Source organism: Burkholderia sp. 572 (genome assembly GCF_040545135.1).
In the GTDB taxonomy this organism is placed as follows: Bacteria; Pseudomonadota; Gammaproteobacteria; order Burkholderiales; family Burkholderiaceae; genus Burkholderia; species Burkholderia cepacia.
Window position 1 is genome coordinate 168,189 of record NZ_JBEPLH010000003.1, and the last position, 13,333, is coordinate 181,521.

The window sequence follows — 13,333 nt, forward strand, 5'->3', positions numbered from 1 at the left end:
ATATAACGAAATCGCATTTCACAAGGCGGAGGCGTTTCGCTATGATTAGGGTTATCCCTAACTCGCCACCTATATGGGGCTTCGTCATGCAAACGTCTAATGTCTCCGACCGTTCCACCGAATCCGCTGGCTGGCTCGCACGTGTGGGCGAGCTGATTGCAGAAGCTTGGGCACTCCACCTCGAGACCTGCGAAGTCATCGCTGAAGCACACGCACGCCTGCCGCGCTGAGCGGTACGACCGGCCAACAGCCGGCCGCACGATGCCGTCCTGATCCGCTTGCCCGGATGCGCGCCACAAGGCCGCGGCACCCGGCAACGCCTGGCGCGGCAAACAACGTGGAAACCGGCAAGAGTTGCCCCGGTTGAATGCGCTCCCGGTGTCGGGAGCGTGTCGGGGTCGCTTTGAAGCCGATGCCGGCGGCAATCCGCGTCGACGCGGTATCGAATCGGCTTCGGCGCGGTTCTGTCTGACGGTTGCCCGGGCGGGCAGCCGTTATCCAGCCAGCACGTGGGAAGGCCGGACCATCGCGGACGGAAGATTCATCCGCGTTGCCGGCGGCGGTACCGAACCGCGCCGCGCACCTTGTCCTCCGCCCGATCGCCGGCTTTCTCCGCGCATACGCGCAGCCACAAGCGCCGTCGTTTCAACGACGGCCGCATCTCACCCCTGCCTTCCTCACACCTGAATCGACGGCACGTCCTTCATGCAGCGCAGTGCAAACATCGAGCGGCTGTGACGGATGCTCGAAATCTTGTACAGCTTTTCGCGCAGGAAGCGCTCGTAGCCGGCCGTGCCGTCCACCGCGACCTTGATCCAGTAGTCGTACTCGCCCGACACCAGATACGCCTCGAGCACCTCGGGCAGCGCGGCGAGCTCCTCGCCGAAGCGGGCGAGCGCGTCGTCCTCGTGGCGATCGAGCGTGACTTCGAGGATCACGATGTCCGCATAACCCAGCTTCCGCTGGTTGACGAGCGCGACATAACCGTCGATGTAGCCGTCCACCTCGAGTTGCCGTGTGCGGTTCCAGCACGCGGTGGTCGACATGCCGATCTGTTCGGCCAGTTCGGCGTTCGACAGGCGCGCATTTTTCTGCAGTGCACCCAGGATCTTGCGGTCCTGGCTGTCGAGCGTTTTCGGCGAGCGTTCACGTGTGGCCATGGCAGGAAGAATCTTCTACTGAAAAGCGCGATTCTATCTGAACGACATTCCGGATTTGTGTCGGTTTGTGTGGAAATGCGGAAGCCTTTTAATCCGGCCCCTTGATATATTTTTCCCCATGCCTGTTGTCCGGCACGCTCCCCGCGACAACCCCTTCGCAGCGGGACGCACGGCCGCAATCACGAGTTGCGGTGCCGGCCAGCAGGCATGCGATTCCCCGCCGCCCGCGCGCCTATCCGGCCGCGCGGCTTCGGCGCCCGTGTTCCTGTTCCTGCCCTACCCGTCATGTCGTTCAGGCTTTACCTCTCGTTTCTCGCTGCTTCCGCCGTTCTCGTCTACGCTCCCGGCCCCGTCAACCTCCTCACCATGAACCACGCGCTGCGCGCCGGATGGCGCCGCGCGCTGCCGTGCGTCTGGGGCGGCACGCTCGCCGTGCTGCTGCAACTCGCGCTGACCGCGCTGTGCCTGAATTCGCTCGTGCATCTCGACGAGCACGCGCTGACCGTGCTGCGCTGGGCCGGCGCAGCCTACCTCGTCTGGCTCGGCTGCAAGCAATGGCTCAGCCGCACGCCGGCCGGTGCGCCCGCGACCGCGGCCGGGCCCGCCGGGACGGCAACGCCGGAGACCGACTCGCATCGCGCGCTGTTCTGGCGCGGCCTCGCGACCTCGGGGCTGAATCCGAAAACGCTGCTGTTCTTCCCGTCGTTCTTCCCGCAGTTCATCGTCCCGGACGCCGACTGGAGCCTGAACCAGCAGTTCCTGCTGCTCTCGGCGACCTTCGCGGTGCTGTTCGCGGGCGGCGTCGCGTCGATGGCGCTGTTCTCGCACCGGCTGAGCCGCGCACTGCAGCGGCCCGCGCGGATGCGCGCGATGAACCGCGTCACGGGCGGGCTGCTCGTCGGGATGGGCGCGATCATGGCCGGCTGGAACTGAACGGCCGCCGCTGCGCACGTCGTCGCCACCGCCGCCGGGCCCCGCGAAAAAGCAGCCAATCGCGGAATGCTTTAGGGTAGCGCCTGGTTCGTTGGACATGCCCGGCCTGCCGGGCGACTGAATGAAGCACGTCACTACCCGCCTGCGGCGCCTGTTCGCGCCGATCGGCCTGCATTGGTATCTCGCCCTTCTCCTCGCGCTCGATGCACTGATGGTGCTGCGCCCGGTCGTCGACAACGCGAAGCTCGGCCGCCACGGTGCGTGGCTCGCCGATGCGCTGAACCTCGTCGACAACGCGGGGCTCGTCGTGCTGCCGCAGGTCGTGATCGCGGCCGGCCTCGCGACCATGGCCATCGGCATCTTGCTGCGTGCGCGCGTCGCGTGGGTGCTGTCGATCCTGCTGCTGGTCGCGGCCGCCGCGCTCAGCGCGCTCGGCGGCTATCCGAGCCACGGCGTGTTCGCCTACACGGCCGTGCTGGTCGTCGCGCTGCTCTATTACTGGCGGCATTTCGACCGCGCGAGCATCGCCGCGAGCAGCCTGTTCGCGTTGCTCAGCATCGTGTCGCTGCTAATCTACGCCACCTTCGGCGTGCTGTATCTCGGCGACGAATTCACGCCGCCCGTCCACGACCTCGCCACCGCCGTCTATTTCTCGATCGTGTCGATGTCGACGGTCGGCTACGGCGACATCGTTCCGCACGCGCCGACCGCGCGCCTGTTCACCGCCTCGGTGATCGTGCTCGGCATCACGGTGTTCGCGACGTCGATCAGCGCGGTCGTCGGCCCCGTGATCGGCGGCAATCTGAAACGGATCGTCAAGGGAGGCATTTCGAACGTGATCCGCAAGCATCATTTCCTGATCGTCGGCGCGACGCCCGTCGCGCATGCGGTACACGACGGGCTGCGCAAGCGCGGCTACGCGGTGACCGTCGTCGTGCCGGCCGGCGTCGAGCACAACTACGCGGCGGCGACCGACCTGATCGTCGGCGACGCGACCGACCATGCGGTGCTCGAAAGCGCCGGCGCGGCGACCGCGCGCGCGGTGCTCGCGCTGCGCTCCGACGACGCCGAGAACGCGTTCATCATCCTCGCGATCCGTGAGATCGCGCCGTCGGTCCGCACGGTCGCGCTCGTGAACCAGCAGCGCAACCTCGAACGGCTGCGCCTGCTGAAGCCCGACATGGTGTTTTCGCCGCAGCAGCTCGCGGGCGAACTGCTCGCGAGCACGCTCAACGACGAACCGGTCGACAAGTCGATGATCTCGCACCTGCTGTTCGGCACGGCCGATGCCGCATGACCTGTCGGGCCCGTGACCGCATGGCCTCGTGACCGCGTGACCCGCGGCGGCCGGCATGCGCCCGGTACAATCGCGCGATGTCCGAATTGCTCACTTACGGCGGCCTGTTCGCCGTGTCGATGGTCGCCGCGACCCTGTTCCCGCTCCAGTCCGAAGCCGTGCTCGCCGGCCTGCTGCTCGCCGGGCGCGAACCCGTATGGGCGCTGGTGCTCGTCGCGAGCGTCGGCAACGTCGCCGGCTCCACGATCAACTGGGCGCTCGGGCGCGGCATCGAGCACTTCCGCGAGCGCCGCTGGTTTCCCGTCAAGCCCGCCGCGCTCGCGCGCGCCGAGCGCTGGTATGCGCGTTATGGCCGCTGGTCGCTGCTGCTCAGCTGGGCGCCCGTGATCGGCGATCCGCTGACGATGATCGCCGGCGTGCTGCGCGAGCCGCTGCCGAGCTTTCTCGCGATCGTGACGATCGCGAAGGTCGGCCGTTACCTGGCCGTCGCGTGGCTCGTCACGCACTGACAGCCGCGTTCCCGCCGCACCTGCCGGCGTCGCCATCGACGACGCGCCGCTAAAGAATTCGCCGCTGCTGCCGTATTAAGGTCGATCAGCGGTGACGCGTGCGTTCCGCCCCTCTCCCTCCCCACTCAGGAAGTTTCATGAGATTGACCCAATTGGGCCGGGTGAGCGTCGGCGCGCGTCTTGCCGCGCTGGCGTGCGCGCTCGTCGCCCTGCTGTTTACCGTGTTCGCATGGACGCTCGCCCATTTCGCCGGCCGGCAACTCGCCGAAGAAGCGCACCTGCGGATCGCCGACAACGAGCAGTCGATCCGCGCGATGGTCGACCTGTTCGACAAGGCGCTGACCGCCGAAGCCGATCGCTCGATGTCGCTGTTCGCGAGCTTCCTGCCGGCCGAGTTCTCGATCGACCCGGCGCGCACCGTCGACATCGGCGGCGTCGCCGCGCCGACGCTCCTCGCGGGCGGCCAGCCGCTCGACCTCGACTATTCGATTCCCGACCAGTTCCTGAAGAAAAGCGGCGCGATCGCGACGATCTTCGCGCGCGACGGCGACGATTTCGTGCGCATCACGACATCGCTGAAGAAGCAGGACGGCGCGCGTGCCGTCGGCACGAAGCTCGACCGTGCGGGCCCCGCGTACGCCCCGCTCGTCGCCGGACGCGTGTACACGGGCCTCGCGAAGCTGTTCGGGCGGCCGTACGTCACGCAATACAAGCCGGTGACCGATGCGACCGGCCGCGTGATCGGCGCGCTGTTCGTCGGCCTGGACATCGGCGCCGAGCTCAAGCTCGTCGAGGACGGCATCCGCTCGCTGAAGATCGGCAGCAACGGCTACTACTTCGTGCTCGACGCATCGCAGGGCCCGTCGCGCGGCACCTTCGTCGTGCATCCCGATGCGGCCGGCGCGCCTGCCGACGACACGCGCGCGCCGTACGCGCAGATGCTCGCGGCCGGCGCGGGACAGCTCGCATACACGTCGACCGACCCGGCCGCGCACGACAGCGGGCCCACCGCGAAATTCGTGTCGTTCACGACGATTCCGCAGTGGCAATGGCTCGTCGGCGGCATCGCGCTCGACGACGAACTGCTCGCCGGCATGCGCGCCACCCGCAACCGCTTCCTGATGATCGGCGCGTTGCTCGTCGCGGCGTTCGCGACGCTGTTCGTCATCGTGGTCCGCCGTGTCGTGAGCCGGCCGCTCGATGCGGCGGCACGCGCCTCCGAGCGTTATGCGGCGGGCGATCTCAGCGTGCGCATCCGCGACGACGCAGCCATGCGCGGCCACGCGGGCCACGCCGGCAACGACGAGATCGGCCGGCTCGTGCAGGCCGTCGACGGGATCGGCGACGGCCTCGCCCGGATCGTCGAGCAGGTGCGCAACAGCTCGGCCGACATCGCGCGCGGCACCGTCGACATCGCGGCCGGCAGCGGCGACATGGCCGCGCGGATCGCGACGCAGGCGAGCAGCGTCGAACAGACAGCCGCCAGCATGGAGCAGATCACCGCCGCCGTGCAGCAGAGCGCCGAGCACGCGGCGCAGGCCAACGCGCTGGTCGCCCACGCGTCGGCCGCCGCGACGAACGGCGACGCCGCGGTGCAGCGCGTGGTCGCGACGATGGACGACATCGGCCGCGCAACACGCCGGATCGCCGAGATCACGGGCACGATCGAGGGCATCGCGTTCCAGACCAACATCCTGGCGCTGAACGCGGCCGTCGAGGCCGCGCGCGCGGGCGAACACGGCAAGGGCTTCGCGGTGGTCGCGGCCGAGGTGCGCACGCTCGCGCAGCGCAGCGCGGCTGCCGTGAAGGAGATCGACGCGTTGAGCGCCGAATCGTCGACGACCGTCGAACAGGGTTACCGGATCGCGGACGCCGCGCGCGGCACGATGCGTGACATCGTTGCGCGCGTCGACCAGGTCAGCACGCTGATCGGCGAGATCAGCGCCGCGTCGCGCGAACAATCGACCGGCATCGAACAGGTGAACCTGGCCGTCACGCAGATCGGCGACGCGACGCAGCGGAATGCCTCGCTGATCTCGGACGCCGAACGCGCGGCCGTCGCGCTGCGCGACCAGGCCGCGCAGCTGGCCGATGCGGTCAGCGTGTTCCGCCTCGAGCGGGACGCGTGACCGGAGACGGACGACGGACGATCGGCCGCGGCCGGGCGGCTCGCCTACTTCTTGTCGCCCGCCAGGTCGATCGCCTTGTCCGAGCCGACCGCATTGCGCAGCTGGAATTTCTGGATCTTGCCGGTCGACGTCTTCGGCAGCTCGCCGAACCGCACGACCTTCGGCACCTTGAAGCCCGCGAGCAACTGCCGGCAATGCGCGACGATCTCCGCTTCGGTCGCGCTCGCGCCTTCGCGCAGCTCGACGAACGCGCACGGCACCTCGCCCCATTTCGGGTCGGGCATCGCGACGACGGCGGCGACCGCCACGGCCGGATGCCGGTACAGCGCATCCTCGACCTCGATGCTCGAGATGTTCTCGCCGCCCGAGATGATGATGTCCTTCTTGCGGTCCTTGATCCGGATATAGCCGTCCTGCGTCAGCACCGCGAGATCGCCGGTATGGAACCAGCCGCCGTGGAACGCGTCGTCGGTCGCCTTCGGGTTCTTCAGGTAGCCCTTCATGCAGATGTTGCCGCGGAACATGATCTCGCCGAGCGTCTCGCCGTCGGCCGGCACCGGCGCCATCGTGTCGGGATCGAGCACCGTCGCGCCCGCTTCCAGGTGGTAGCGCACGCCCTGGCGCGCATTGAGCCGCGCACGCTCCTCATCCGGCAGTTCCTCCCAATGCGCCTGCTTCGCGCACACGGTCGCCGGGCCGTAGACCTCGGTCAGCCCGTACACGTGCAGCAGGTCGAAGCCGATCTCCTTCATCTTCGCGATCACGGCCGGCGCGGGCGCCGCGCCCGCCACCATCGCGTGCACCGTGTGGTCGATGCCGGCGCGGAATTCGGCCGGCGCGTTCGCGATCGCGCTCTGCACGATCGGCGCGCCGCAGTAGTGCGTGATGCGTTCGCGGCGAATCAGGTCGAACACCGTCTTCGCGTCGAACTTGCGCAGGCAGACGTTCACGCCCGCGCGTGCCGCGACGGCCCACGGGAAGCACCAGCCGTTGCAGTGGAACATCGGCAGCGTCCACAGGTAGACGGCATGCTTCGGCATGTCCCATTCGAGGATGTTGCTGATCGCCGCGAGATACGCGCCGCGATGGTGGTAGACGACGCCCTTCGGATCGCCGGTCGTGCCGGACGTGTAGTTCAGCGCGATCGCGTCCCATTCGTCGGCGGGCGGAGTCCACGCGTAGTCGGCGTCGCCGCTTGCCACGAGCGCCTCGTAGTCGGTCGCGCCCGCGAAGCGGGCGGGGTCCGCCGGCATCGCATCGGCCACGCTGACGATCTTCAGGCCCGGCACCTCGAGCGCCGCGCGATGCGCGAATTCCGCATACTCGGTGTCGACGATCAGCACCTTCGCCTCGCCGTGGCGCAGCATGAACAGCACCGACGACACGTCGAGCCGCGTGTTGATCGTGTTCAGCACGGCGCCGGCCATCGGCACGCCGAAGTGCGCCTCGACCATCGCCGGGATGTTCGGCAGCATCGCCGCGACCGTGTCGCCGCGGCCGACGCCGAGCCGCGCGAGCGCGCTCGCCAGCTGCTTCGCGCGCGTGTAGGTCTCGCCCCAGGTGCGCCGCACGTCGCCGTGCACGATCGCGAGGCGCTCGCCGTAGACTTCGGCCGTCCTGACCAGGAAGTCGATCGGGGTGAGCGGCACGTAATTGGCGTCGCGGCGGCCGAGTCCGGCCTCGAACATCTGCGTCATGATCCTGTCTCCCGTGTTCTGTCGACCGGGGCGCTTCCACCCCGGATCGTTTTGATGTGGTTCAATTGCCGACAGCCTAACGGGCGCTATTGTGAGCCGTCTGTCATCGAAACGACAGAGTGCCTTTCCCGCGCTGCGCGTTATCCCTATCCTCGCAAACCCGCACCCATGCACGACCCTCTCGCCGCCCCGCCCGACGCGCCCGCCCACCCGGCCGACGCCCTTTCCGCACCGGGCCCGCTGCCGGCGCTGTCCACGCTGTTCGGCCAGTGCGCGTGGTTCCGCACGCTCGCGCCCGAACACCAGGCGCTCGTGCTCGCGCAATCGCGCGTCGAGCAGTGCGAGGCCGGCGACGTGATCGCCCATCGGCTCGCGCCGTCCGAATACTGGATCGGCGTGCATCGCGGGCTGCTGAAGCTCGCGATCTTCAACGCGTCCGGGCGCGGCTGCACGTTCTCCGGCGTGCCGTCGGGCGGCTGGTTCGGTGAAGGCAGCGTGATCAAGCGCGAACTGCGCAAGTACGAGGTCGTCGCGATCCAGCGCTCGACCGTGCTGTTCGTGCCGGTCGACACGTTCCACGCGCTGCTCGACACGAGCCTGCCGTTCACGCGCTTCGTGATTCATCAGTTGAACAACCGGATGGGCGAATTCATCGCGTCGATCCAGAACAGCCGGCTGCTGGACGTCGACGCACGCGTCGCGCAGTCGCTCGCGCAGCTGTTCAATCCCGACCTGTACCCGGACACCGGCCCGTCGCTGTCGATCTCGCAGGAGGAACTGGGGATGCTCGTCGGCGTGTCGCGGCAGCGGATCAACCAGGCGCTGCAGCAGCTCGAGAAACTCGGCGTGCTGCGGCTCGCGTACAACCAGATCGACGTCGTCGATCTGGGGGCGCTCGCGCGTGTCGGGATGGAGCAGATCTGAGCGCGGGCCCATGAGCGGAACCGCCGCAGGTGCAGCCGGCCCGTCCGGTATCGCGGCCGTTTTGTGGCCGGCTGCGCCTGCGGCGTTTCCTCTGCCGAATCGGCGCCGGGCCGCCCCGCCGCAACCTGACAATTCCGCCAGTTTCGCGACAGTAACCCGTTCCACGCCGACGCCTATCATGCGGGTTCCCTTCACCGACGCCTGATCACCGCCTGTCCCGCTGCCTCCATGTGGATCGTCAATCTTGCGCTCAGGCGCCCCTACACGTTCATCGTCATGGCCATCATGATCGTGCTGGCCACCCCGCTTGCGCTGATGCGCACGCCGGTCGACGTGCTGCCCGCGATCAACATCCCCGTGATCAGCGTCATCTGGAATTACAGCGGCTTCTCCGCGACGGAGATGACGAACCGCATCACGTCCGTGCATGAGCGGATCCTGACGACGACCGTCAACAACATCCAGCACGTCGAATCGACGTCGCTGCCCGGCATCGCGGTCGTGAAGGTGTTCCTGCAGCCGGGCGCGAACGTGCAGACGGCAATCGCGCAGACGGTCTCGTCCGCGCAGGCGATCGTGCGGCAGATGCCGCAGGGCGCGACGCCGCCGCTCGTGATCACCTATTCGGCCTCGAGCATCCCGGTGATCCAGCTCGGGCTGTCGAGCAAGACGCTCAGCGAACAGTCGCTCGCCGACATCGCGCTCAACTTCCTGCGCCCGCAGCTGATCACGGTGCCGGGCGTGCAGATCCCGTTCCCGTACGGCGGCCGCACGCGCGTGGTCGCGATCGACCTCGATCCGCAGGCGCTGCTCGCGAAGGGGCTCACCCCCGCCGACATCGTCAACGCGGTCAACGCGCAGAACCTCGTGCTGCCGACCGGCACCGCGAAGATGGGCCAGACCGAATACCGGATCGACACCAACGCGTCGGCCGATACGGTCGCCGACATCAACAACCTGCCGGTCCAGACCGTCAACGGCGCGACGACCTATCTGCGCGAGGTCGCATCGGTACGCGACGGCTTCGCGCCGCAGACCAACGTCGTGCGCCAGAACGGCCAGCGCGGCGTGCTCATCTCGATCCTGAAAAGCGGCGACGCGTCGACGCTCAAGGTCGTGTCGGACCTGAAGGCGCTGCTGCCGAAGGTGATCCCGACACTACCCGAAGGGCTCACGATCACGCCGCTGTTCGACCAGTCGGTGTTCGTCGACGCGGCCGTCCAGGGCGTGATCCACGAAGCGCTGATCGCCGCCGTGCTGACCGCGATGATGATCCTGCTGTTCCTCGGCAACTGGCGCAGCACGCTGATCATTGCGATCTCGATTCCGCTGTCGATCTTCACGTCGCTGATCGCGCTGTCCGCGCTCGGCGAGACCATCAACATCATGACGCTCGGCGGGCTCGCGCTCGCGGTCGGGATCCTGGTCGACGATGCGACGGTGACGATCGAGAACATCGAGCGGCACCTGCATCTCGGTACGAACCTGCATGACGCGATCCTCGAAGGCGCCGGCGAGATCGCGGTGCCCGCGTTCGTGTCGACGCTGTGCATCTGCATCGTGTTCGTGCCGATGTTCTTCCTCACGGGCGTCGCGCGTTTCCTGTTCGTGCCGCTCGCGGAAGCCGTCGTGTTCGCGATGCTCGCGTCGTACGTGCTGTCGCGCACGCTGGTGCCGACGCTCGCGATGCTGCTGTTCCGCCCGCAGCAGGCGAGCGCCGGCCCGGATCGTTCGACGTCGCGCTTCGCACGCATCCATCACGCGTTCAACGAAGCGTTCGAGCGGCTGCGCGCGTGGTACATCGTGCTGCTCAGCATCCTGCTGGTGCGCCGCCGCTTCTACGCGACGTGCTTCCTCGGCTTCTGCGTGCTGTCGACCGGCCTCGTGTTCGTGCTCGGCCGCGACTTCTTCCCGAACGCCGATTCGGGCAACATCCGCCTGCACATGCGCGCGCCGACCGGCTACCGGATCGAGGAAACCGCGCGCCTCGCCGACCAGGTCGAGCGCGTGATCCGCGAAACCGTGCCGCCCGACGAGCTCGGCGCGATCGTCGACAACCTCGGCCTCCCAGTGAGCGGCATCAACCTGTCGTACAGCAACGCCGGCACGATCGGCACGCTCGACGGCGAGCTGCTGATCGCGCTGAAGCCCGGCCACCGCGCGACCCAGCATTACGTGCAGGCACTGCGCACGGTGCTGCCCGAGCGCTTCCCGGGCGTCGAGTTCTTCTTCCAGCCGTCGGACATCATCACGCAGATCCTCAACTTCGGCCAACCGGCCGCGATCGACCTGCAGGTGCTCGGCAACGATCTCGCGAGTAACATGACTATCGCGAGCAGCCTGATGAAAAAGTTCAGGCAAATCCCCGGCGCCGTCGACGTGCACGTGCTGCAACGCAACGACGAGCCGACCCTGCTGGCCGACATGGACCGTACGCGCATGCAGCAGCTCAATCTCTCCGCGCAGAACGTCGCGCAGAACATGCTGATCTCCCTGTCCGGCAGCTCGCAGACGACGCCGTCGTTCTGGATCAACCCGCGCACCGGCGTCCAGTACCCGCTGCAGATCCAGACCCCGCAATACAACATCTCGTCGGTCGACGACCTGCTCGGCACGCCGATCTCGGCGAGCGGCCGCACGGGCATGCCGCTGCAACTGCTCGGCAACCTCGTGCAGGTGCGCAGCACCGCGAACCCGGCCGTGATCACGCACTACAACATCCGCCCGGCGATCGACGTGTACGTGAGCGTCGAGGGCCGCGACCTCGGCGCGGTCGCGGGCGAGATCGACCGCATCGTGTCGGACGCGCGCGCGACGCTGCCGCGCGGCACCGAGCTGACCATGCGCGGCCAGATCGAGACGATGCGCACGTCGTACCTCGGCCTCGGCGCGGGCGTCGCGATGGCGATCGTGCTCGTCTACCTGCTGATCGTCGTCAATTTCCAGTCGTGGCTCGACCCGCTGATCATCATCAGCGCGATGCCGGCCGCGCTCGCCGGCATCGTGTGGATGCTGTTCATCACCGGCACGCACCTGAGCGTGCCCGCGCTGACGGGCGCGATCATGACCGTGGGCGTCGCGACCGCGAACAGCATCCTGGTCGTGTCGTTCGCGCGCCAGCGTCTCGAAGCCGGCGCGCCGCCGCTCACGGCCGCGCTGGAGGCCGGCGCGACGCGGATCCGGCCGGTGCTGATGACAGCGCTCGCGATGATCATCGGGATGGTGCCGATGGCGCTCGGTCTCGGCGAAGGCGCCGAGCAGAACGCGCCGCTGGGCCGCGCGGTGATCGGCGGGCTGCTGTTCGCGACCGTTTCGACGCTGCTGTTCGTGCCGCTCGTGTTCGGCGGCGTGCATGCGCGGCTGGCCCGCCGGCGCGCGCGCCAGGCCGGACACTGACTTTCGTCCCGTTTCGTCCCCTTTCGTCCCACTACCCGGTTGAATTGGTTGAATTCATGGAAGAGAAACATCACAGCGCCGTCGGCATCCAGGTGGACGAACACGGCATGCACCTGCCGACACGCACGTCGGTGTCGCGACGCGGACGCATCGTCCTGATCGTGATCGGCGTGCTGCTGGCCGCCGGCGCCGCGCGCACGATCGTCGTCAACGTGCTGAACCGCAACCGGCTCGACACGGTCGCCGAGCAGAACACGCGCCAGTACGTGACCATCGCGCATCCGGTCGATGCGGCCACCGGCGGCAAGCTGTCGCTGCCCGGCACGCTGCGCGGCTTCGTCGAGGCGCCGATCTATGCACGCGCGAGCGGCTACGTGCTGCGCTGGCAGGCCGACATCGGCGCGCACGTGAAGCAGGGCCAGGTGCTCGCCGAACTCGACACGCCCGAGCTGAACCAGGAACTCGCGCAGGCCACCGCGCAGCGCCAGCAGGCGCAAGCCGCGCTCGCGCTCGCGAAGACGTCGTTCGACCGCGCGCAGCAGTTGCGCCAGCGCGATGCCGTCTCGCAGCAGGAACTCGACGACCGGCAAGGCGCGTTCAACCAGGGCACCGCGAACCTCGCCGCGGCCGACGCGAACATGCGCCGCCTCACCGAGCTGAAAGGCTTCCAGCGGATCGTCGCGCCGATCGACGGGATCGTCACGCAGCGCAACGTCGACGTCGGCGATCTCGTCAGCTCCGGCAACGCGGGCCGTTCGCTGTTCACGGTCGTGCAGGCCGACCGGCTGCGCCTCTACGTGCAGGTGCCGCAGGCGTACGCGCAGCAGGTGAAGGTCGGCCAGCACGTGAGCGTCGCGCAGGCCGAGCTGCCGGGCCGGACGTTCGACGGGACGATCACGCGCACGTCCGAGGCGATCGACGTCGCGACGCGCTCGCTGCAGATCGAGATCACGCTGCCGAACCCGGACGGGCGGCTGCTGCCCGGCGCCTATGTGCAGGCCACGTTGCCGATGACGCCGGTCGGCCGCCTGCAGGTGCCGGCCAATACGTTGCTGTTCCGCGCCGAAGGCCCGACGGTCGCGACGGTCGATGCGAACGGCCAGGTGCGCCTGAAACAGGTGACGGTCGTACGCACGATCGGGCAGACGCTCGAAGTCGACGGCCCGCTCACGCCGAACGACCGTCTCGTCACGAACCCGAGCGACGCGCTCGCCAACGGCGATCAGGCGATCGTCTCGGCGCCGGCCGCGAAGCCGGCATCGAGCGCCGCGGAGGCGAAGTCGTGATC

General features: G+C 68.2%; 9 protein-coding genes. 7 read left to right on the top strand and 2 right to left on the bottom strand.

The genetic code is table 11. From position 1 onward, the window contains the following. Positions 1–677 precede the first annotated feature (677 nt). Entirely contained in the window at positions 678–1,160 is a 483-nt protein-coding gene (locus tag ABIC51_RS07010; RefSeq protein WP_021159229.1) for an Lrp/AsnC family transcriptional regulator, read from the bottom strand. 285 nt (positions 1,161–1,445) lie between these two features. Between ABIC51_RS07010 and ABIC51_RS07015 the strand changes: the two genes are divergently transcribed. The 4 genes from ABIC51_RS07015 to ABIC51_RS07030 all read left to right on the top strand — a co-directional run bounded on the left by ABIC51_RS07015 (position 1,446) and on the right by ABIC51_RS07030 (position 6,028). After that, a complete protein-coding gene (locus tag ABIC51_RS07015) occupies positions 1,446–2,093 on the top strand; it encodes a LysE family translocator (protein ID WP_226128351.1) in 648 nt (215 codons plus the stop codon). 121 nt (positions 2,094–2,214) lie between these two features. Beyond that, entirely contained in the window at positions 2,215–3,390 is a 1,176-nt protein-coding gene (gene kch, locus ABIC51_RS07020) for a voltage-gated potassium channel protein (protein WP_059694969.1), read from the top strand. A gap of 77 nt (positions 3,391–3,467) precedes the next feature. After that, on the top strand, positions 3,468–3,899 hold the full coding sequence (locus ABIC51_RS07025; RefSeq protein WP_226128349.1) for a YqaA family protein: 432 nt from the start codon (positions 3,468–3,470) through the stop codon (positions 3,897–3,899). A gap of 137 nt (positions 3,900–4,036) precedes the next feature. Further along, positions 4,037–6,028, top strand: a complete 1,992-nt coding sequence (locus ABIC51_RS07030; RefSeq protein ID WP_027791495.1) for a methyl-accepting chemotaxis protein — start codon at positions 4,037–4,039, stop codon at positions 6,026–6,028. 44 nt (positions 6,029–6,072) lie between these two features. On the opposite strand, the gene ABIC51_RS07035 is transcribed toward ABIC51_RS07030, so the two are convergent. Beyond that, positions 6,073–7,725 carry an acyl-CoA synthetase gene (locus ABIC51_RS07035; protein WP_226128347.1) on the bottom strand — a complete coding sequence of 551 codons (1,653 nt, stop codon included), beginning with the start codon at positions 7,723–7,725 and terminating at the stop codon, positions 6,073–6,075. Between the two features lie 168 nt (positions 7,726–7,893). Here ABIC51_RS07035 and ABIC51_RS07040 point away from each other — a divergent pair, with 168 nt between their 5' ends. The 3 genes from ABIC51_RS07040 (at position 7,894) to ABIC51_RS07050 (ending at position 13,331) form a co-directional block, all read left to right on the top strand. After that, positions 7,894–8,649, top strand: a complete 756-nt coding sequence (locus tag ABIC51_RS07040; RefSeq protein WP_059814227.1) for a Crp/Fnr family transcriptional regulator — start codon at positions 7,894–7,896, stop codon at positions 8,647–8,649. Between the two features lie 228 nt (positions 8,650–8,877). Then, on the top strand, positions 8,878–12,045 hold the full coding sequence (locus ABIC51_RS07045; protein ID WP_119338612.1) for an efflux RND transporter permease subunit: 3,168 nt from the start codon (positions 8,878–8,880) through the stop codon (positions 12,043–12,045). Between the two features lie 56 nt (positions 12,046–12,101). Then, positions 12,102–13,331 (top strand): efflux RND transporter periplasmic adaptor subunit, encoded by a 1,230-nt coding sequence (locus tag ABIC51_RS07050; protein ID WP_226128343.1) that lies wholly within the window; start codon positions 12,102–12,104, stop codon positions 13,329–13,331. Positions 13,332–13,333 lie beyond the last annotated feature (2 nt).

Excerpts from the sequence above, each read along its gene's own strand:
- kch (WP_059694969.1), top strand. The coding sequence starts at position 2,215 with ATGAAGCACGTCACTACCCGCCTGCGGCGCCTGTTCGCGCCGATCGGC.
- ABIC51_RS07025 (WP_226128349.1), top strand. The coding sequence starts at position 3,468 with ATGTCCGAATTGCTCACTTACGGCGGCCTGTTCGCCGTGTCGATGGTC.
- ABIC51_RS07015 (WP_226128351.1), top strand. The coding sequence starts at position 1,446 with ATGTCGTTCAGGCTTTACCTCTCGTTTCTCGCTGCTTCCGCCGTTCTC.
- ABIC51_RS07040 (WP_059814227.1), top strand. The coding sequence starts at position 7,894 with ATGCACGACCCTCTCGCCGCCCCGCCCGACGCGCCCGCCCACCCGGCC.
- ABIC51_RS07030 (WP_027791495.1), top strand. The coding sequence starts at position 4,037 with ATGAGATTGACCCAATTGGGCCGGGTGAGCGTCGGCGCGCGTCTTGCC.
- ABIC51_RS07045 (WP_119338612.1), top strand. The coding sequence starts at position 8,878 with ATGTGGATCGTCAATCTTGCGCTCAGGCGCCCCTACACGTTCATCGTC.
- ABIC51_RS07010 (WP_021159229.1), bottom strand. The coding sequence starts at position 1,160 with ATGGCCACACGTGAACGCTCGCCGAAAACGCTCGACAGCCAGGACCGC.
- ABIC51_RS07035 (WP_226128347.1), bottom strand. The coding sequence starts at position 7,725 with ATGACGCAGATGTTCGAGGCCGGACTCGGCCGCCGCGACGCCAATTAC.
- ABIC51_RS07050 (WP_226128343.1), top strand. The coding sequence starts at position 12,102 with ATGGAAGAGAAACATCACAGCGCCGTCGGCATCCAGGTGGACGAACAC.